At 62.6% G+C, this 18,035-nt stretch carries 17 protein-coding genes and 1 tRNA gene; 17 read left to right on the forward strand and 1 reads right to left on the reverse strand.

All coding sequences use genetic code 11. From position 1 onward, the window contains the following. From BMZ42_RS18160 to BMZ42_RS08790, 13 genes are all read left to right on the forward strand, one after another. On the forward strand, positions 1–205 hold a 205-nt coding region (locus tag BMZ42_RS18160; RefSeq protein WP_210185215.1), incomplete at its 5' end, for a hypothetical protein. A 38-nt stretch (positions 206–243) separates the two neighbouring features. Next, a tRNA-Met gene (locus tag BMZ42_RS08735) sits at positions 244–320 on the forward strand. Between the two features lie 195 nt (positions 321–515). Further along, positions 516–1,004: a GNAT family N-acetyltransferase gene (locus BMZ42_RS08740; RefSeq protein WP_091521150.1), complete on the forward strand. Its 489-nt coding sequence runs from the start codon at positions 516–518 to the stop codon at positions 1,002–1,004. Positions 1,005–1,292: 288 nt separating this feature from the next. Continuing rightward, positions 1,293–2,273 (forward strand): TRAP transporter substrate-binding protein, encoded by a 981-nt coding sequence (locus BMZ42_RS08745; RefSeq protein ID WP_210185216.1) that lies wholly within the window; start codon positions 1,293–1,295, stop codon positions 2,271–2,273. 54 nt (positions 2,274–2,327) lie between these two features. Continuing rightward, positions 2,328–2,888, forward strand: a complete 561-nt coding sequence (locus tag BMZ42_RS08750) for a TRAP transporter small permease (RefSeq protein ID WP_091521442.1) — start codon at positions 2,328–2,330, stop codon at positions 2,886–2,888. After that, positions 2,888–4,192 (forward strand): TRAP transporter large permease, encoded by a 1,305-nt coding sequence (locus tag BMZ42_RS08755; RefSeq protein WP_091521153.1) that lies wholly within the window; start codon positions 2,888–2,890, stop codon positions 4,190–4,192. Before BMZ42_RS08750 ends, BMZ42_RS08755 begins: the two co-directional genes overlap by 1 nt. Beyond that, entirely contained in the window at positions 4,162–4,704 is a 543-nt protein-coding gene (locus tag BMZ42_RS08760) for a winged helix DNA-binding protein (RefSeq protein WP_175556676.1), read from the forward strand. Before BMZ42_RS08755 ends, BMZ42_RS08760 begins: the two co-directional genes overlap by 31 nt. Positions 4,705–4,878: 174 nt before the next feature. Then, complete coding sequence (locus tag BMZ42_RS08765; RefSeq protein ID WP_210185217.1) at positions 4,879–5,907, forward strand: ABC transporter substrate-binding protein; 1,029 nt, start codon at positions 4,879–4,881, stop codon at positions 5,905–5,907. Positions 5,908–6,229: 322 nt separating this feature from the next. Continuing rightward, the gene (locus BMZ42_RS08770) at positions 6,230–7,054 is read left to right on the forward strand and encodes an ABC transporter permease (protein ID WP_091521450.1); all 825 of its coding nucleotides are present in this window, start codon (positions 6,230–6,232) and stop codon (positions 7,052–7,054) included. 1 nt (position 7,055) lies between these two features. Continuing rightward, on the forward strand, positions 7,056–7,844 hold the full coding sequence (locus tag BMZ42_RS08775; protein ID WP_091521156.1) for an ABC transporter permease: 789 nt from the start codon (positions 7,056–7,058) through the stop codon (positions 7,842–7,844). A 10-nt stretch (positions 7,845–7,854) separates the two neighbouring features. After that, the gene (locus BMZ42_RS08780) at positions 7,855–8,916 is read left to right on the forward strand and encodes an ABC transporter ATP-binding protein (protein WP_091521158.1); all 1,062 of its coding nucleotides are present in this window, start codon (positions 7,855–7,857) and stop codon (positions 8,914–8,916) included. Next, positions 8,913–10,238, forward strand: a complete 1,326-nt coding sequence (locus tag BMZ42_RS08785; protein WP_091521160.1) for an amidohydrolase family protein — start codon at positions 8,913–8,915, stop codon at positions 10,236–10,238. Before BMZ42_RS08780 ends, BMZ42_RS08785 begins: the two co-directional genes overlap by 4 nt. Positions 10,239–10,243: 5 nt before the next feature. Beyond that, positions 10,244–11,635 carry a M20/M25/M40 family metallo-hydrolase gene (locus tag BMZ42_RS08790; RefSeq protein WP_091521162.1) on the forward strand — a complete coding sequence of 464 codons (1,392 nt, stop codon included), beginning with the start codon at positions 10,244–10,246 and terminating at the stop codon, positions 11,633–11,635. 97 nt (positions 11,636–11,732) lie between these two features. Here BMZ42_RS08790 and BMZ42_RS08795 read toward each other — a convergent pair whose 3' ends face one another. Next, on the reverse strand, positions 11,733–12,914 hold the full coding sequence (locus BMZ42_RS08795; RefSeq protein WP_091521165.1) for an amidohydrolase: 1,182 nt from the start codon (positions 12,912–12,914) through the stop codon (positions 11,733–11,735). 99 nt (positions 12,915–13,013) lie between these two features. On the opposite strand from BMZ42_RS08795, the gene BMZ42_RS08800 reads away from it, so the two are divergent. The 4 genes from BMZ42_RS08800 to xylA all read left to right on the forward strand — a co-directional run bounded on the left by BMZ42_RS08800 (position 13,014) and on the right by xylA (position 17,976). After that, positions 13,014–13,691, forward strand: coding sequence for a phosphoribosyltransferase (locus BMZ42_RS08800; protein WP_091521166.1), 678 nt, complete (start codon positions 13,014–13,016; stop codon positions 13,689–13,691). Positions 13,692–13,780: 89 nt separating this feature from the next. Continuing rightward, positions 13,781–15,112, forward strand: a complete 1,332-nt coding sequence (locus BMZ42_RS08805; protein WP_091521169.1) for a tetratricopeptide repeat protein — start codon at positions 13,781–13,783, stop codon at positions 15,110–15,112. 102 nt (positions 15,113–15,214) lie between these two features. Further along, positions 15,215–16,669, forward strand: a complete 1,455-nt coding sequence (gene xylB, locus BMZ42_RS08810) for a xylulokinase (RefSeq protein ID WP_091521172.1) — start codon at positions 15,215–15,217, stop codon at positions 16,667–16,669. Continuing rightward, on the forward strand, positions 16,666–17,976 hold the full coding sequence (gene xylA, locus BMZ42_RS08815; RefSeq protein ID WP_091521174.1) for a xylose isomerase: 1,311 nt from the start codon (positions 16,666–16,668) through the stop codon (positions 17,974–17,976). Before xylB ends, xylA begins: the two co-directional genes overlap by 4 nt. Positions 17,977–18,035 lie beyond the last annotated feature (59 nt).

Genomic DNA, 18,035 nt, shown 5'->3' on the forward strand with positions numbered 1-18,035 from the left:
CCAAACACATGAAATATTCTCATCACAAACAAGCCGCAACAAAGCGGCGCATCAAAGGGGCAGCAGCCCCTTTTGTCATTCAGGACAAAATGTGGTCCAATGCATCAGCAAGGACCAAGGTGACGCGGGGTGGAGCAGCCCGTTCGGCCTACAATCGATCCTCAATCGATTGCTTGACGGCCTCACCTCATCAGGCTACGCCTGACTTCGCTCCCGGGCACAAAAGCCCGGCTCTAAAGGTGACGCGGGGTGGAGCAGCCCGGTAGCTCGTCAGGCTCATAACCTGAAGGTCGTTGGTTCAAATCCAACCCCCGCAACCAAAACCAAATCAATGTCATTCATGACTTACCGTTCGGCTGCAGGCCGGATGTGTCTTGTCTCGCATAAGTTCGCGCAGGCTTACGGATCCATGGCGCAAGATCGCAAACTTTCGTGAACTGCGCTCATCTTGCTTGCGTTCCGATTGCCGCTGTTGCACCTGCACAACCCGTTGAAAAATCTGGAGAATCGCAGCGATGTTGCAGTGGCGCGCCATGGGGGAGGGGGATGTTGCAGGGGTACAGCTGGTATCGGATGCTGTTCACCCCGAACTTCCCGAACGGGAGGCGGTGGTCGCTGCAAGGCTGCGCCTTTATCCCGCCGGTTGCCATGTTCTGGCCGGGGAGGATGGCGCGATCGGCGGCTATGTGATGTCGCATCCGATCCGCCCGTTCGAGCCGCCTGTGCTTGACCGGATGCCTGATGAGATTCCGTCGGACGCGACCCAATATTACATTCACGACATTGCGCTTCACCCGCGCCTGCGTGGCGGTGGTCATGCGCGTCCGATCATTGAGCACTTGCTCGCCGAGGCTACCGCTTTCGACAGCATGGCGCTGATTTCCGTCTATGGAACCGCGCCGTTCTGGTCGAAATTCGGCTTCGCGCCTTCAGAGCGCGACATGAGCGAGGCGCTTTGCGCCTACGGACCGGGTGCGGTGTTCATGGTACGGACGCCTAGCTGAGTGCTGTATTTGATTGAACAAAGCCCCTGCAATTTGCGGGGGCTTTTTCTTTTCGGGCCATCGCATGTCTCCCGAAAGTGGGAACCGGTTTCGGGATAAAGACATGCGCAAAAGCAAGCATGTCTCCCGCAAGTGGGAGCTGCTTTAGCCAAGATCAATTCGATCAGTTGTCTGTATTTCGTTGACAAATTGAAAGCGTAAGATCAATCTTTCCCTCACGTCGCGTCAACGCGATCAACAAGGACAGGACTGAAACAACAGATCCGCCAACAGAGAGGGAACGAAGTCATGATCAGCTATACTAGGTCCGTGCTGCTGGGCGGCGCGTTTGCTACATTGTTCGCCGGGGCAGCATTTGCCCAGACGAGTTGGGATATGCCGACGCCTTACGGTGATGGTATCTTCCATACGCAGAATATTCGCCAGTTTGCCGATGACGTCGACAAGGCCACCGGTGGCGACCTGAAGATCACGGTGCACTCGGCCAACTCGCTGTTTGGCCATGCCGAAATTCCGGATGCGGTTCGCGATGGTCTGGTGCCGATCGGGGAATTCCTGCTGTCGCGCCTGGCCAATGAAGACCCGCTGTATGGTCTGGATTCGATTCCGTTCCTGGCATCGTCCTATGACGCTTCGGCCAAGCTCTGGTCGGTGTCACGTGACGAGATCGCGGCCAAGCTTGCCGCGCGCGGTCTGACGGTTCTTTATGCCGTGCCATGGCCGGGTCAGAGCCTTTATCTGCGCAAGGAAGTCACCGAGCCGGCGCAGTTCGAGGGGCTCGCGTTCCGCGCCTATAATGTGGCGTCGGAGCGACTCGCCCAGCTTCTCGGGGCAACGCCGACACAGGTTGAAGAGACCGACGTTGCCACCGCCTTCACCACCGGGCGTGTCGAGGCGATGATCACGTCGCCGTCGACCGGAGCCAACGCCAAGGCGTGGGATTTCGTCACCCATTATATCGACGTCCAGGCCTGGCTGCCGAACAATGTCATCGTGGTCAACACGGAGGCTTTCGAGGCGCTGCCGGAAGCTCAGCGCAACGCGCTGCGCGAGGCAGCCGCCGCGGCTGAAACGCGTGGACTGGAGATGTCGAAGGCGGAAACCGCAGCGAAGATCGGCGAGCTTGAAGCAGGCGGCATGATCGTCTCCAAGCCGACCGAGGCGGTGGCGGCCAAGCTGCAGGAGGTCGGCAAGACCATGACGGCGGAATGGGAAGCCAAGGCCGGTGCCTCTGGGCAGGCCGTGGTCGAAGCGTTCCGCAACAAGTGATCTTGCAGATGGGTGGGCCATGTTCCCACCCTTTCGGCTCAGGGATTCGATCTCATGCGCAAGGCACTTGATGCCCTCTATGGCGGCGCCCTCGTGGGCGCGTGCCTTTCCATGGTCCTCATCGCGGTGCTGGTTTTCGTTCAGGTAGCCGCGCGGTTGCTGGACCGACTGCTGGTTCTGCTTGGCATGCCGCGAACCGGCTTCATCATTCCTTCGCTTGCCGAGATCGGCGGGTTTCTTTTGGTCGCGGCCGCCTTTCTCGCGCTCGCTCGCACATTGCGCGCCGCAGGGCATGTGCGCGTCACACTTGCGCTACGCTGGTTTGGCGAAGGCGCCGACAGGGTGATGACCGGCTTTGCCTTGCTGGTCGGCATCGGCCTGACCGGTTTTGCCGCCTGGGCAATTCTGATGCAGACGCTGGCGACCTATCGCAACGGGTCTGTCTCATTTGGCATCATCCCCATGCCGCTATGGGTGCCGCAGGCGGTCATGACCGCCGGCATCGTCATTTTCCTGATCGCGCTTCTTGATGAAATGTTCCAGCTACTGCGTGGCGGCGAGCCTTCGTTCCGACACCAGGAGCGCACCCGCGAAGTCACCGAGGGAGGCCATTGATGGATATTGGTCTTCTCTCGCTCCTGCTTGTCGTCGTCTTGTTCGGACTGTTGCTGGCGGGCGTCTGGGTTGGTTTTGCCCTGATGGCCGTGGGCCTTGTCGCGATGGAAATCGCGACGTCCGCGCCGGTGTCGTCCGTCTTTGCCCGCCGTGTCTGGGGGGCGATGAACAGCTGGGATCTGACGGCGCTGCCGATGTTCATCTGGATGGGCGAATTGTTGTTCCGCTCCCGGCTTTCATCCGACATGTTCGAGGGGCTGGCACCGTTCACCCGCCGTCTTCCGGGCCGCTTGCTGCACGTCAACGTCTTTGGCTGCGCGCTGTTTGCCTGTGTATCCGGCTCGTCTGCGGCGACCACCGCCACGGTCGGGCGCATGTCGCTGCCCGAACTGCGCAAGCGCGGCTATGCCGAAAACATGGCGCTTGGCACGCTCGCCGGGTCCGGTACGTTCGGTTTTCTCATCCCGCCGTCGATCATCATGATCGTCTATGGCGCGGCAACCGAGCAGAGCATTGCGCGCCTGTTCCTTGCCGGTGTCGGGCCGGGCATTCTGCTTGCCTTTCTGTTCAGCGCCTACATTGTCGTCTGGGCGTTGATGAACAAGGACAAGATGCCGCCGCTTGAACCGCTTGCGGGGGCCAAAGAAAAGCTGCGGGCGCTCGGCCTGTTGCTGCCGACCCTGCTTCTGATCATCGGCGTCATTGGCTCGATCTATGCCGGGCTTGCCTCGCCCACCGAGGCAGCCGTGATCGGCGTCGTCGGGGCCATGGTCATCTCCGGTTTCAGCGGCGGGCTGAACTGGGACGGCTTCGTCGCCTCGCTGCGCGGTGCCGCGATCACCAGCTGCATGATTACCTTCATCCTTGCCGGGGCGTCGTTCCTCACCGTGGCGATGGGCTTCACCGGGATTCCGCGCATCCTTGCCTCGTGGATCAGCGATCAGGGCTTCTCGCAATACGCGCTGATTGCGGTGTTGCTGGTGTTCTTCATCGTCATGGGCTGCTTTCTCGATGGCATTTCCATTGTGGTCCTGACCACATCGGTGATCCTGCCGATGGTGCTGGTGGCTGGCATCGACCCGATCTGGTTCGGAATCTTTCTGGTGATGGTCGTGGAAATGAGCCAGATCACGCCGCCGGTCGGCTTCAACCTGTTCGTGATCCAGTCCATAACCGGCAAGAACATTTTCGAGATCGCATATTATGCCTTGCCGTTCTTTCTGCTTCTGGTGCTGGCGACCGCGATCCTCACCGTCTTTCCGGAGATAGCGCTATGGCTGCCGAGCACGATGATGAGCAACTGATCGCCGCCTTGGTCGGGCCTGTGGTGTCGTCGGCGCATCTGGCCAATTCGGGCTTGCCGGCGCTGTCCGAGATCGAGTTTGCGCTGACCATGGCCAATCACTCGTTCCAGCGCTGGGTGGTGCGTTGCACGGTCGCTGCCGGTGGGCCGGCCCTGTCGCCGCTGGAGGTGCTGATCATGCATCTGGTCAACCACCGCCAGCGCGCCAAGACGCTTGCCGATGTCTGTCTCGTGCTCAACATCGAGGACACGCATCTGGCCAATTATGCGATCAAGAAGCTGGTCGAGCACAAGCTCGTGGCAGTCGGTCGCAAGGGCAAGGAAAAGACGGTCGGTATCACCGAGGCCGGGGCCGCGCTGTGCAAGCGCTATGGCGAGGTGCGCGAGGCGCTGGTGGTGCAGAGCGTGCGCCAGCTCGGTCACAACCCGGAGGAAATGTCGCGCGTGGCGGCGCTGCTTCGCTCGGTGTCAGGCGCTTATGACCAGGCGGCAAGGGCAGCGGCCTCGCTCTGAGCGCTCAGAATCGGTACGCCGTTTTTGTGATCGCGCGAAGATTCATGGGGGAACTGACCCCATCGACGCGCTTGCCGTGCTTGTGGGGCTTGCGGCAAGCCGGCGTCGAAAATATTCTCGTGGAGATAGGCTGGTCTGCAGGCGTTCTGCGGAAGCCCAGAAAGAAGGCGTGACATGAGCATGGTGCGTAACACGATCCTGGCCGCAGTTTCCGGCCTGGCTCTCTCGGCGGTTTCGGCGCAGGCTGAGACCCTGACGATTTCGTGGTGGGGTTTCAACGGCGAGAAGCTGGACGAATATATCGTCAAGCCTTTCCAGGAGCAGTGCGGCTGCGAGCTGGTGTTTGAGACCGGCAACAACGCCGACCGTCTCAACAAGGTCAAGATCCGTGGCGGCGGCGGCGTCGACGTCATCTACCTGACCGACGCGTTCTCGCAGATCGGCATCGACGAAGGCCTGTTCCAGAAGATCGACCCGGCCAAGGTTCCGAACCTGCAGGGCCTCTACCCGCTGGCTCAGGATCCGCAGGGCGGCTACGGCCCGGCTTACACCATCGGCCGCGTCGGCATCGTCTACGATTCGACCAAGGTCGATCCGGCGATCACCAAATGGGCCGACCTGTGGCGTGAAGACCTGAATGGCAAGATCTCCCTGCCAGGCATCACCACCACCGCTGGCCCGATGGTTGTCATGATCGCTGGCGACAAGGCCGGCACCGACGCTTTTGAGGATGCCGACCCGGCATTCGCCGAAATCGAGGCGCTCAAGGCCAATGTGGTGAAGAACTACAACACCGGTTCGGAGATGATCAACCTGTTCTCCACCGGCGAGATCAGCGTTTCGCTGGTTCAGGACTTCGCCCTTGGCCAGTTGCAGGCTGCGGTTCCCAATGTGGTGTGGGCCAAGCTTGAGGATGGCGACATCGCGACCCTCAACACCGTTAACATCCCGAAGGGCGCGGCCAATCCGGATCGCGCGCATGAGTTCATCAACTTCATTCTCGACCCGGCCCGTCAGAAGCTCATCGCCGAGAACGGCGTCGATGCGCCTGTCGTCGCCAGTGTCGAATTGTCGCCGGAGGCCGCGCAGAAGTGGACCTACGGCAAGGAGATGATCGAGAACCTCAAGCGGGTCGATTATTCCAAGATGAACAGCGCCAAGAACGACTGGATCGAGCGCTGGAACGAAATTTTCGGCATGTAAGTTCGCCAAGGGGCGGTTGTCATCGACAGCCGCCCTTTTGCATTTGTAGCGTGAAGCGAATCTGAAAGATCGCGATACGCTTTGGCCGGTGCAGGCCGCACAGACTGTCGCGATGACGCGGCAAAACGCCCGTTTCCTGTCGAAAACTACGAGTTTCTGTTGCATTTGCGGGCAAGGAAGGGCTTATCGGGCCGCTTAAGGGCAGGGTGGACCCAAGTCCCCGGCCAAAGGTGCAGACGCACCCAGCCGTGAATGACGCGGCAAGGGTGCAATATGCGCCCGTGATGCGAATTGTAACGCTTCCGAAAGGACGAATGCAGTGTTGAAACGCCTGGCCGGATGGGGACTTTCCACCCCGGCGACATTGCTCGTGGTGATCTTCCTGGTGTTGCCTGTGGCCGCCACGATCATCGCGACCTTCCTCGAGCCGAAGGGGCTGTTTGCGCCCTATCAGGCGTTTTTTGCCAGCGGTTTCCGTCGCTCGGTGCTGTGGCGCACGCTTGAAATCTCGCTGGTCACCACCTTCGTTTCGGTGCTCATCGGCTTTCTCACCGCCTATGTGGTGTCGCGCACGCCGGGGCGCCTGAAGAGCCTGCTCATCATTGCCGCCGTGTTTCCGCTGCTCACCGGCGTGGTGGTGCGCTCCTTCGCCTGGCTGATCATTCTCGGCAAGAACGGCATTCTCAACAATTTCCTCATCTCGATTGGCGTCACCGACGAGCCGTTCTCGATGCTCTACACCCAGTGGTCGGTGATCATCGCGATGGTCTATCTGTTCGTGCCGCTGATGATCCTGACGCTGGTCGGCGTTCTGGAAAACATTCCCGACGATCTGATCCAGGCGTCCGCCTCGCTCGGCGCAACGCCTGCCGCAACGTTCCGTCAGGTGATCTTCCCGCTCGCCGTGCCTGGCATCATCGTTGGCGCGGTGCTCGTCTTCACCGGCTCGTTCACCTCCTACGCGACGCCTCAGCTGCTCGGCGGTGAAAGCCAGATGGTGATGGGTACGCTGATGTACCAGCGCGCCATGGTGGCGTTCGACTGGGTCGGCGCATCGACCATTGCGGCCATCATGGTGGTGGTCACGGTGGTGGTGGTTCTTCTCATGACGCGCGTTGCCCGCCGTCTCAATCCGATGGCGACCTGACATGACAACCCGTCTCAATCCCAGCCTCATCGTGCTGACCGTGCTGGTCTACATCTTCCTGATGGGACCGCTGATCATCGTGCTCGGCGCGTCGGTGTCGGACACGTCCTACCTGACCTTCCCGCCGCAGGGCTTCACCCTGCACTGGTTCGAGCGCATCTTCGAGATGGGCGCGTTCCGCCGCACCATCATCACCAGCCTGCAGATCGCGTTTCTCGCCACGGGCCTTGCGCTGCTGATCGGCATTCCCGCTGCCTATGCGCTCAACCGCTATCGCATCCAGCTGCCATCCTGGCTGTCGACCCTGTTCGTGCTGCCGATCCTGGTGCCGGAAGTGGTGCTCGGCTTCTCGCTGTTGCGCTCGGTGGCCGTCGAGTACCAGACGCCGATCTTCGCCACCTTGCTCGTCGGCCACACGCTGATCGTACTGCCCTATTGCGTGCGGGTGATCTCGGCCAGCCTTGCCTCGTTCGACTTTTCCATCGAGGAAGCGGCGATCAGCCTTGGCAGCCGGCCATTGAAAACCTTTTTCACCATCGTGCTGCCGAATGTGCGCTCGGGTGTGATCGCGGCGTTCATCCTCGCCTTCATCACCTCGATCAACGACGTTTCGGTGTCGCTGTTTCTCACCGGCCCCGGCGTCTCGACGCTGCCGATCCAGATTCTCGCCCATGTCGAGCAATTCTTCGATCCGGTGATCGCTTCCGTTTCCGTGCTGCTCATGCTGCTCACCGTCGCCGTGATGGCGGTGGTCGAGCGCACGCTCGGCCTGACCTTCCTCGCCAAGTAGAAAGCGAGCCATGACCCATCCGTTGACAGTTGAACATCTGACCGCCCACTACGGCACCACCAAGGTTCTCGACGATCTGAGCCTGAATGTCGGTGCCGGTGAACTCGTCTCGCTGCTCGGTGCATCCGGCTGCGGTAAGACCACCACGCTGCGCCTCGTCGCCGGTTTCCTTGAGCCGACCGCCGGCGCGATTCGCCTCGGCGACACCGACCTGACCAAGCTGCCGGCCTATAAGCGCGGCATCGGTCTGGTGTTCCAGAACTATGCGCTGTTCCCGCATCTCAGCGTGCTCGACAATGTCGCCTTCGGCCTGAAGCAGCGCGGCATTGCCGCTGCCGACCGCACCAAGCGCGCCGGCGCGATGCTGGAGCGTGTCGGTCTTTCACAGCTGGGCGACCGTCTGCCAGGCGCGCTGTCGGGCGGCCAGAAGCAGCGTGTCGCGCTGGCGCGCGCGCTCGTCGTCGAGCCGCCCTTGCTGATGTTCGATGAGCCGCTGTCCAATCTCGACGCCAAGCTGCGCGTCGACATGCGGGTGGAAATCCGCAAGCTGCAGCAGGCCAACAACACCACCGCGCTCTATGTCACCCACGACCAGGAGGAGGCGTTCTCGATCTCCGACCGCGTCGCGATCATGCATCAGGGCCGCATCATGCAGCTCGACACGCCGGAAGTGCTGTATCAGCGCCCGGCCAATGCGTTCGTCGCCCGCTTCGTCGGCTTTGAAAACCTGATCCCGATGAAGGTGACCGCGCGCGAAGGCGAAAACGTCAAGGCGCAGGCCCCCGGCGGCGTCGAGCTGTCGCTGCCCGTGTCGCGCTTCGAAAACATCCCGGACGATTTCGTGCTGGCGACCCGCGCCGATGGCCTGTCGGTGACCGCCGACCCGAACGCGCAGGGCATCCCGACCACGCTCGGCTTGCGCACCTATCTTGGCCGCGCTTACCAGTATCAGTGCGACAGCGCCGCAGGTCCGTTGCTGGCCAATGGTCCACTGTCCTCGCCGCTGGAGCCGGGTTCGACGGCGAAGCTGGTGCCGGTGCTTGACCAGTGCAGCATTCTCAAGCCGGAATGACCACGCTTCTCGTCAACGCCACTCTGTTGCCGTGCACGCCAGACATGCCGGTGATCGAGGGTGGCTTTGTCCATGTCGAAGGCGAGCGCATTGTCGCTGCCGGGGCAGGGCCAGCACCTGCCCTTGATGGCGCCGAGATTATCGATGTCGGCGGCGATATCGTCATGCCCGGCATGGTCAATCCGCATTGCCACATGGCGATGACGCTGTTTCGCGGCCTTGGCGAAGATGTCGACGACCGGCTCTATCGCTACATCCTGCCGTTGGAGCGTACATTCGTCACGCCGCCGATGGTGCGCGCCGGCACGGCGCTTGCCGCCTATGAGATGATTCAGGGCGGCGTCACCACCGTCGCCGACATGTATTATTTCGAAACCGAAGTCGCGCGCGTCGTTCACCAGTCCGGCATGCGTGGCGTCATCGGCCAGACAATTGCCGATTTCGATCCGCCGGACCACAAAAACGCCGACGAAGGCTTCGCTCTGATGGACGAACTTTTCGCCGAGTTTTCCGGCCATCCGCGCATCACCCCATCGCTCGCGCCGCACGCGCCGTACTCCACCGATGTCGCGGTGATGAACCGCGTCGCGCGCTGGGTTGATGACCACCCCGGCACGCCGGTGCAGATGCACCTGTCGGAAACCGGCCCGGAGATGGAATGGGCGTCGAAGAATTACGCCATGACCCCGGTCGAAGTCACCGCCAAGGCGGGGCTTCTGCGTGAAGGCCTGATCGCTGCCCATTGCATGTATGTCAACGAAGCCGACATCGCCCTGATGGCGCAATCCGGTGTCGCTGTCGCCCACAATGCCCGCTCCAACGGCAAGGCCGGCCGCGGCATCGCCCCGATCACCGCCTTGCGTGCTGCCTGCATCCCGGTCGGCATCGCCACCGATGGCGCGATGAGCGGCAACACGCTCGACCTGTTTGCGCAGTTCGGCCCCGTGACGATGTTCCAGAAGATCGCTGGCGGCAGCCGCGCTTTGATGCCGGCGATGGACGTCATCCGCATGGCGACGCTCGAAGGCGCAAAGGTGCTCGGCATGGCCGACCGTATCGGCTCGCTCGAGCCCGGCAAGCAGGCCGATCTGATCCGCATCGACCTGTCAGCCGCACGCCTGCACCCGATCTACGATCACTATTCGATGCTGGTTTTTGCCGCGATGGCCAATGACGTCCGCGACGTCATGGTCGATGGCCAATGGCTGATGCGCGACCGCGAGGTGCTGACGCTGGAACGCAAGAAAGTCCTGCGCGACGCGCTCCAGATCGCCAGCGAATTCAAGGCCGAGATGGTTCGCCTCGACGCCCAACACAGGTGAGTTTCATGAACAACGATCTCGACAAGGTTCTGGCTGAAATCGACGCCGGACTGGACGACAGCGTCGCGCGTCTGTGCGACCTGATCCGCATTCCGTCGGTCTCGACCGACCCGGCTCATGCCGAAGATTGCCAGCGCGCCGCCAAATGGCTCGCCGACGAATTGTCCGGCCTCGGCTTCGACGCCTCGGTGCGTCCGACCGAGCGTCACCCGATGGTGGTCGGCCACGACCGCAGCGGCACCGGTCCGCATGTGCTGTTCTACGGCCATTACGACGTCCAGCCCGCCGACCCGCTGGAATTGTGGAACTCCGATCCGTTCGAGCCGACCCTCGTCAAGCAGCCCGACGGCGACACTCATATCGTTGCCCGTGGCGCATCCGACGACAAGGGCCAGCTGCTGACCTTCGTCGAAGCCTGCCGCGCGTGGAAGAAAGTCACCGGCAAATTGCCGATCCAGGTGTCGATGCTGTTTGAAGGCGAGGAGGAAATCTCCAGCCCGAGCCTCGCGCCATTCCTCGAAAAGACCGCCGACGAGCTGGTCGCCGACACGATTCTGGTCTGTGACACCGATATGTGGAACCGCGACATTCCCGCGATCACCACCATGCTGCGCGGCCTCGTCGGCGAAGAGCTCGAAATCACCGCCGGCGACCGCGACCTGCATTCCGGCATGTTCGGCAACGCCGCCCGCAACGCGTTGCAGGTGATGACCGATGTGCTCGCCAGCGTGCGCGCCCCGGACGGTTCGGTCACGCTCGACGGCTTTTACGACGGCGTGCGCGAACTACCCGCCGAAGTCGCCGATCAATGGGCGCGGCTGCCGTTCGATCAGGCCGGCTTCCTGTCCGACATCGGCCTGTCGGTTCCGGCTGGCGAGGAAGGCCGCACTGTTCTGGAGCAGGTCTGGGCGCGCCCCAGCTATGAGATCCACGGCGTCATCGGCGGCTTCACCGGCGAAGGCTTCAAGACCGTCATCCCGGCCAAGGCCAGCGCGAAAGTCTCGTTCCGTCTGGTCGAGGGGCAGGACCCCGAACAGGTCCGCGCCGCGTTCCGTGCTCATGTGCAAAGCCGCCTGCCGGAAGATTGCTCGGTACGCTTCACGCCGCATGGCGGCAGCCCGGCGACGGTGATGCCGCTCGACAGCGTCATGCTGCGTCAGGCGCTCGGCGCGCTGGCCGACGAATGGGGCGGTGAAGCTGCCGTCGCCGGCACCGGCGGCTCGATCCCGATCCTCGGCGAATTCAAGCGCCGCCTCGGCATGGACGCGCTTCTGGTCGGCTTCGCCCGGTTCGACAACCGGGTCCACAGCCCGAACGAGAAATACGATCTGTCGAGCTATCACAAAGGCATCCGCTCCTGGGCTCGCATCCTCGCCGCCTTCGCGCAACCTGCCTGATCGCTCACATCCTCGGGCCCGCCCCGAGAATCCATGCCCGACCGCCTCCACCCGCGAGGCGGTCCACCCCGTGCGTCCTTCGAGGCGCGCACCCACGTCACCCCGCCTGCAATTCCCGTTCCACCAGTGTGGTCCAGAAACGCACGCCGGGCTCGATGGCGCCGTCGTTGAAATCGTAATTGGTGTTGTGGTGCAGCGCGCCGTCGGTGGCGGGGCCGTTGCCGAGCCAGACATAGGCGCCCGGCACGATCTCCGAGAAGATCGCGAAATCGTCGCCCGCGGTTGACGGCGGATAGGCGGTCATCACCTTGCCGTCGCCGAATGCGGCCTGCGCCGCTGCCGTGGCGCGCGCGGTGGCGTCCGCGTCGTTGATGACCGGTGGCATCCCGCGGCTATAGCGATAGGCTTCTTTGACGCCATTGGCTGCGGCGATCCCCGCCGCCAGCTCGCCGATGCGCTGTTCCAGCTGGTCGCGCACGGTGTGGCTGTAGGCGCGTGCCGTCCCGCCGATATGCACGGCGTTCGGGATCACGTTGAGCGCCTTGAAATCACCCGCCGAGATTGCGCAGGCGCTGACCACGGCCGGCTCCAGCGGATCGACGGTGCGCGACACGATGGTGTGGATCGCGGTCAGGAACTGCCCGGCAGCCACCGTCGCGTCGATCCCCAGATGCGGCTTCGCGCCATGGGTGCCGACGCCGGTGAAGGTCACTTCCCAGCGGTCGGACGACGCCAGCTGCGGCCCCGGCACCACGGCGATTTCGCCCACCGGAATGCCCGGCATGTTGTGCAGCCCATAGAAGCGGTCGATCGCGTAGCGCTCGAACAGGCCATCGTCGACCATCGCCTGCGCCCCGCCGCGCCCTTCTTCGGCGGGCTGGAACACGAAATGCACCGTGCCGGAAAACGCCCTGCGGTTTGCCAGCGCCCTGGCCGCGCCGAGTAGCATCACCGTATGGCCGTCATGGCCGCAGGCATGCATCTTGCCGTCGAATTTCGAGCGGTAGGGGCGCTCTTCCGCGCTCGCCGTTTCCGGCATCGCCAGCGCGTCCATGTCGGCACGCAGCGCAATCGTCTCGGTGCCGTTGCCCAGCTTCAGCGTCCCGACGACGCCGGTCTTGCCGATGCCGATTTCGGCGGGAATGCCGCATGCCTCCAGATAGTCCTTGACGATTTTCGCGGTGCGCTCCTCCTCGAAGCCCAGTTCGGGATGGGCATGCAGGTCGCGGCGCAACGCCACCAATTGCTCAAGGTCTTCACGGGAGAGAAAATCGTTCATGTCTGGACAGGGCTCGCTGCACGGATAAAAAGGCGTCGGACGGTTTCGTCGCCTGCGATGGACTATCACAAGTGTCGCCAACACGGAAAGCACGACGCCATGCTCGCCCCGCATCAGTTCTGGCAGGAGATCTATCCGCCGCAGACCCACGCCACCGATCCGGGCGCAGGGTTTTTCGGCCTCTATCCGGCCTGCCTGCCCGATGGCCGCCAGCTGGCGCTGCCGATCCGCGTCCTGCCGGGCGGGCAGGACCGCGCCGTCGCGTCGCTGATCGTCAATCAGGCAAGCTTCGTCGTCGAGGATGCGCTGGCGTTGGTGATGACCGATCTCGCTTCCGCCTACCGGCCTGAAATCATCGTCGGCGTGCCGACGCTCGGCCTGCCGGTGGCCGCCAATGTCGCGCGCCGGCTCGGCCATCCGCGCATGGTCGCGCTCGGCACGTCGCGCAAGTTCTGGTATGACGAGGCGCTGTCCGAGCCGTTGAAGTCGATCACCACCCCCGGCGGCGAAAAGCGTATCTATCTCGACCCGCGCATGCTGCCGCTGTTGCAGGGGCGGCGCTTCGTGCTGGTCGACGATGTTGTCTCTTCCGGCACCTCGCTTGCCTCGGTGCTGCGCCTGCTCGCCACCGCCGGGCTGCGTCCTGAAGCGGCGGTATTCGCCATGCTGCAAGGCACTGCCTGGCATGCGCATCATGGCGAAGTGCCCGTCCACGGCGCGATTGCAACGCCGATCCTCACCCGAGGCTCCGATGACCGCTGGCGTCCAAGCACCTGACGGCGCAGACCGTCTCTTTCAGCGCGAATCCACGTTGACGGTCGCCGTCTCATGGCGCACCGTTCCATTTCTGACGATGGGGTGTGACGATGGCTCTCAATGACAATCTCGGTCTGGCGCTGACCGGCGCAAGCGCAAACAGCCTGGGCGATTACGACGAGGCGCTGCGTGGCTTGCAGCGATTTGTCGGCGATCCGGTCGGAGCGCTTGACCGCGCGATTGCAACCGATCCCGATTTCCTGATGGCCTATATTCTCAAGGGCTACCTCTATGGCCTGTCGACGGAACGCGCCGCCCAGCCGGTGACGCAGGCCTGTTTTGAAGCTGCCCGCAAACTTGGTGGCACGCAGCGCGAGCAGCGCCACGTTGCCGCCCTCGGCGCGTTGGCCGCTGGCAACTGGCATCAGGCCGGCGCGGTGCTGGAAGATTTGACCATCGACCATCCGCGCGATGCGCTGGCCTTGCAGGCCGGCCACCAGATCGACTTTTTCACCGGCAATGCAAGGCTGTTGCGCGACCGGATGGCGCGCGCTTTGCCGTTCTGGGACGAGACGATGCCCGGCTATCACGCCATGCTCGGCATGCACGCCTTCGGCCTTGAGGAAACCGCCGACTATGCCCGCGCTGAAGCCCAAGGCCGCCGCGCCGTCGAGCTGGAGCCGCGCGACGGCTGGGCGCAGCACGCCGTGGCGCATGTCATGGAGATGCAGTGCCGTCAGCGCGACGGCATCGCCTGGATGCGCGCCAGCACCGATCACTGGACGAAGGAAAGTTTCCTGCAGGTCCACAATTGGTGGCATCTGGCGCTCTATCATTTCGAACTTGGCGAGCCGCACGAGGTGCTAGCGCTTTATGACGGGCCGATCTTCGGCAACCATTCGACCGTCGCGCTCAACATGGTCGACGCCTCCGCGCTTTTATGGCGGCTGCATCTGTCCGGCGTCGATGTGGGCAATCGCTGGCAGGCGCTTGCCGCCAATTGGGAGCCGCATGCCGACAGCGCCAATTACGCCTTCAACGATGCCCATGCGATGATGGCATTTGTCGGCGGCAATCGCCCCGATCTTGCCCGCCGCCTCATCGCCGCGCAGGACGCCGCCATTGCCGGGGCAGGGGACAATGCCGCGTTCACCCGCGATGTCGGCGCGCCGGTCGCGCGCGCGATCCTTGCCTTCGGCGACGGCAACTACGCCGAAACCGTCCGCCTGCTCAAGCCGATCCGCAGCATCGCCCATCGTTTCGGTGGCAGCCACGCCCAGCGCGACGTCATCGACCTGACGCTGATCGAGGCGACCATTCGCGCCGGCAACGCCCCCTTGGCCACAGCCCTTGCCGCCGAACGCCAGACAGCCCGACCCGACAGTCCGTTCTCGCACCTGATCGCGAAAAGGGCAGGGTTGCCGGAGATGGCGCCGGTTTGACGCCGCGCCGTTCGGCGTCGTAGCGTGCCATCTCCTATTTTTTGCGGATTGCGAAATAAATCGGATTTGCGCTAAGGTGCTCCCCTCAGGGAGGAGCATCGCATGTATCTGGGGATCGACCTCGGGACGTCTGGCGTCAAGGCGCTGTTGATCGACGACGCCCAGAATCCGGTGGCGTCGGCGACGTCTTCGCTTGAGGTTTCGCGGCCGCATGACGGCTGGTCGGAGCAGGATCCTGCCAGCTGGATTGCCGCGACCGAGAATGTCCTCGATGCGCTGAAGTTGAGTCATCCGAAGGAGCTTGCCGCGGTGCGTGGCATCGGTCTGTCCGGCCAGATGCACGGGGCAACCTTGCTGGATCAATCCGGCGCGGTTCTGCGTCCCTGCATTTTGTGGAATGACACCCGCGCGCACGCCGAAGCAGCCGCTCTCGATGCCAATCCATTGTTCCGAAAACTGACCGGAAACATCGTTTTTCCGGGCTTCACGGCCCCCAAGATGGCTTGGGTGAATTCGTTTGAGCCCGAAATTGCGTGCAAAGTTCGTAAGGTGTTGTTGCCAAAGGACTTCCTGCGGTCATGGTTGATTGGTTCATTCACCTCCGAAATGTCTGATGCTGCCGGAACTTCATGGCTGGATGTCGGCCGCCGGGCATGGTCGCGCGAGCTTTTGGCCGCGACCGACATGGACGAAAGCTACATGCCCGACCTCGTTGAGGGCACGCAGGTCAGTGGCCAGCTGCGCGCGCAGATCGCCGCGCGCTGGGGCATGTCCGCCAATGTCGTCGTGGCCGGCGGGGCAGGCGACAATGCTGCATCCGCCTGCGGCATGGGGGTGGTGCGTGAGGGCCAAGCCTTTGTCTCACTTGGAACTTCCGGCGTGCTGTTTGCCGCCAATGCCGCCTATCTGCCCAATCCGCAAAGTGCGGTGCATACGTTCTGCCATGCGCTGCCAAACGCATGGCACCAGATGGGCGTCATCCTTTCGGCAACGGATTCGCTCAACTGGCTCGCCTCGATCACCGGCAAATCAGCGCACGAGCTGACCGCCGAGTTGGACGATGCGCTCATGGCGCCGGGCAGCGTCACCTTCCTGCCTTACCTTGCCGGCGAGCGCACCCCGCACAACGATTCGGCCATTCGTGGCGTGTTTGATGGCTTGTCGCATCAGACCGACCGAAAGGCGCTGACGCAGGCGGTTCTGGAGGGTGTCGCCTTCGCGTTTCGCGATAGTCTCGAAGCGCTTCGACAAGCTGGGACCGAGCTATCCCGTGTCGTCGCTGTCGGTGGCGGATCGCGGTCGGTGTATTGGCTGAAGGCGATTGCGACCGCTCTGCAAATCCCTGTCGATCTGCCTGCCGATGGCGATTTTGGCGCGGCGTTCGGTGCGGCGCGGGTCGGCCTGATTGCGGCGGAAAATGCCGATCCGCTGGCCGTGTGCACGTCGCCGAAAGTCGCGCAAACCATTGATCCAGATACACAACTTGGGCCGGCTTTCGAGCATGCCTACCGGCGCTATCGGGCGCTTTATCCAGCCATCAAAGGAGTTTCATCATGACTAGCGGCTTCTTCGGCGACCTGCAGCCCGTTCGATATGAGGGGCCGGAATCAACCAATCCACTCGCTTTTCGCCACTACAATCCCGACGAGATCGTGCTGGGTAAACGGCTTGAAGATCATCTGCGGTTTTCGGTTGCCTACTGGCATTCCTTCGCCTGGCAGGGCGGTGATCCATTTGGCGGCCAGACGTTCCAGCGTCCCTGGTTTGACGATACGATGGAAGCTGCGAAACTGAAGGCAGATGTCGCCTTCGAGTTCTTTTCCCTGCTCGGAACGCCCTATTATTGCTTCCACGACGCCGATGTCCGACCGGAGGCGGAGACGCTGGCGCAGAGCATCGCGCGGCTCGACGAGATCGCTGATGTGTTTGCGGAAAAGCAAGCAAAATCAGGCGTCAAGCTGTTGTGGGGCACCGCCAATCTGTTCTCGCATCGCCGTTACATGGCCGGCGCGGCGACCAATCCCGACCCGGATGTCTTCGCCTATGCCGCAGCTACTGTGAAGAGTTGCATCGACGTCACCAAGCGGCTTGGCGGCGAGAATTATGTGCTGTGGGGTGGTCGCGAGGGCTACGAGACCCTGCTCAATACCGACCTGAAACGCGAACGCCAGCAGGCCGGACGGTTCCTTTCGATGGTGGTCGATTATGCCCGCAAGATCGGTTTTGACGGTGCGATCCTGATCGAACCCAAGCCGCAGGAACCGACCAAACACCAGTATGATTATGATGTTGCAACGGTTTTCGGTTTTCTCAAGGAGTTCGGGCTTGAGAGTGAGGTCAAGGTCAATATCGAGCAGGGCCATGCGATCCTTGCGGGTCACAGTTTCGAGCATGAACTGGCGATGGCCAATGCGCTTGGCATTTTCGGTTCGATCGACATGAACCGGAACGATTACCAGTCGGGTTGGGACACCGACCAGTTTCCCAACAACGTCCCGGAAATGGCGCTGGCCTATTATGAAGTGCTGAAGGGCGGCGGGTTTACTACCGGCGGAACCAACTTCGACGCCAAGCTGCGTCGCCAGTCGCTCGATGCGGAAGACCTGCTGGTGGCGCATGTCGGCGCCATCGACTGCTGCGCGCGCGGCCTGAAGGCGGCGGCGCGGATGCTGGAAGACAAGGCGCTGATCGCGCCATTGGAGCAGCGCTACGAGGGCTGGAATAGCTTGGAATCAAAGGCGATTCTGGCTGGCGAGCGCTCGCTGGAAGACATTGCGCAACGTGTTCTTTCGCAAAATATCGAGCCTCAGCCACGCTCCGGGCGGCAGGAATATCTGGAGAATATCGTCAACCGCTACGTCTGATCCCGTTTCGGCGTTTACCATTGGGGCGATAGCGCGGTGGTTTGACTCAGAACTGTCGC

This window comes from Aquamicrobium aerolatum DSM 21857 (assembly GCF_900113935.1).
Classification (GTDB): domain Bacteria; phylum Pseudomonadota; class Alphaproteobacteria; order Rhizobiales; family Rhizobiaceae; genus Aerobium; species Aerobium aerolatum.

What these genes read in the sequence shown, in the direction of transcription:
- BMZ42_RS08740 (WP_091521150.1), top strand. Translation starts at nt 516, where the DNA reads ATGTTGCAGTGGCGCGCCATGGGGGAGGGGGATGTTGCAGGGGTACAG.
- BMZ42_RS08745 (WP_210185216.1), top strand. Translation starts at nt 1,293, where the DNA reads ATGATCAGCTATACTAGGTCCGTGCTGCTGGGCGGCGCGTTTGCTACA.
- BMZ42_RS08750 (WP_091521442.1), top strand. Translation starts at nt 2,328, where the DNA reads ATGCGCAAGGCACTTGATGCCCTCTATGGCGGCGCCCTCGTGGGCGCG.
- BMZ42_RS08755 (WP_091521153.1), top strand. Translation starts at nt 2,888, where the DNA reads ATGGATATTGGTCTTCTCTCGCTCCTGCTTGTCGTCGTCTTGTTCGGA.
- BMZ42_RS08760 (WP_175556676.1), top strand. Translation starts at nt 4,162, where the DNA reads ATGGCTGCCGAGCACGATGATGAGCAACTGATCGCCGCCTTGGTCGGG.
- BMZ42_RS08765 (WP_210185217.1), top strand. Translation starts at nt 4,879, where the DNA reads ATGAGCATGGTGCGTAACACGATCCTGGCCGCAGTTTCCGGCCTGGCT.
- BMZ42_RS08775 (WP_091521156.1), top strand. Translation starts at nt 7,056, where the DNA reads ATGACAACCCGTCTCAATCCCAGCCTCATCGTGCTGACCGTGCTGGTC.
- BMZ42_RS08780 (WP_091521158.1), top strand. Translation starts at nt 7,855, where the DNA reads ATGACCCATCCGTTGACAGTTGAACATCTGACCGCCCACTACGGCACC.
- BMZ42_RS08785 (WP_091521160.1), top strand. Translation starts at nt 8,913, where the DNA reads ATGACCACGCTTCTCGTCAACGCCACTCTGTTGCCGTGCACGCCAGAC.
- BMZ42_RS08790 (WP_091521162.1), top strand. Translation starts at nt 10,244, where the DNA reads ATGAACAACGATCTCGACAAGGTTCTGGCTGAAATCGACGCCGGACTG.
- BMZ42_RS08795 (WP_091521165.1), bottom strand. Translation starts at nt 12,914, where the DNA reads ATGAACGATTTTCTCTCCCGTGAAGACCTTGAGCAATTGGTGGCGTTG.
- BMZ42_RS08800 (WP_091521166.1), top strand. Translation starts at nt 13,014, where the DNA reads ATGCTCGCCCCGCATCAGTTCTGGCAGGAGATCTATCCGCCGCAGACC.
- BMZ42_RS08805 (WP_091521169.1), top strand. Translation starts at nt 13,781, where the DNA reads ATGGCTCTCAATGACAATCTCGGTCTGGCGCTGACCGGCGCAAGCGCA.
- xylB (WP_091521172.1), top strand. Translation starts at nt 15,215, where the DNA reads ATGTATCTGGGGATCGACCTCGGGACGTCTGGCGTCAAGGCGCTGTTG.
- xylA (WP_091521174.1), top strand. Translation starts at nt 16,666, where the DNA reads ATGACTAGCGGCTTCTTCGGCGACCTGCAGCCCGTTCGATATGAGGGG.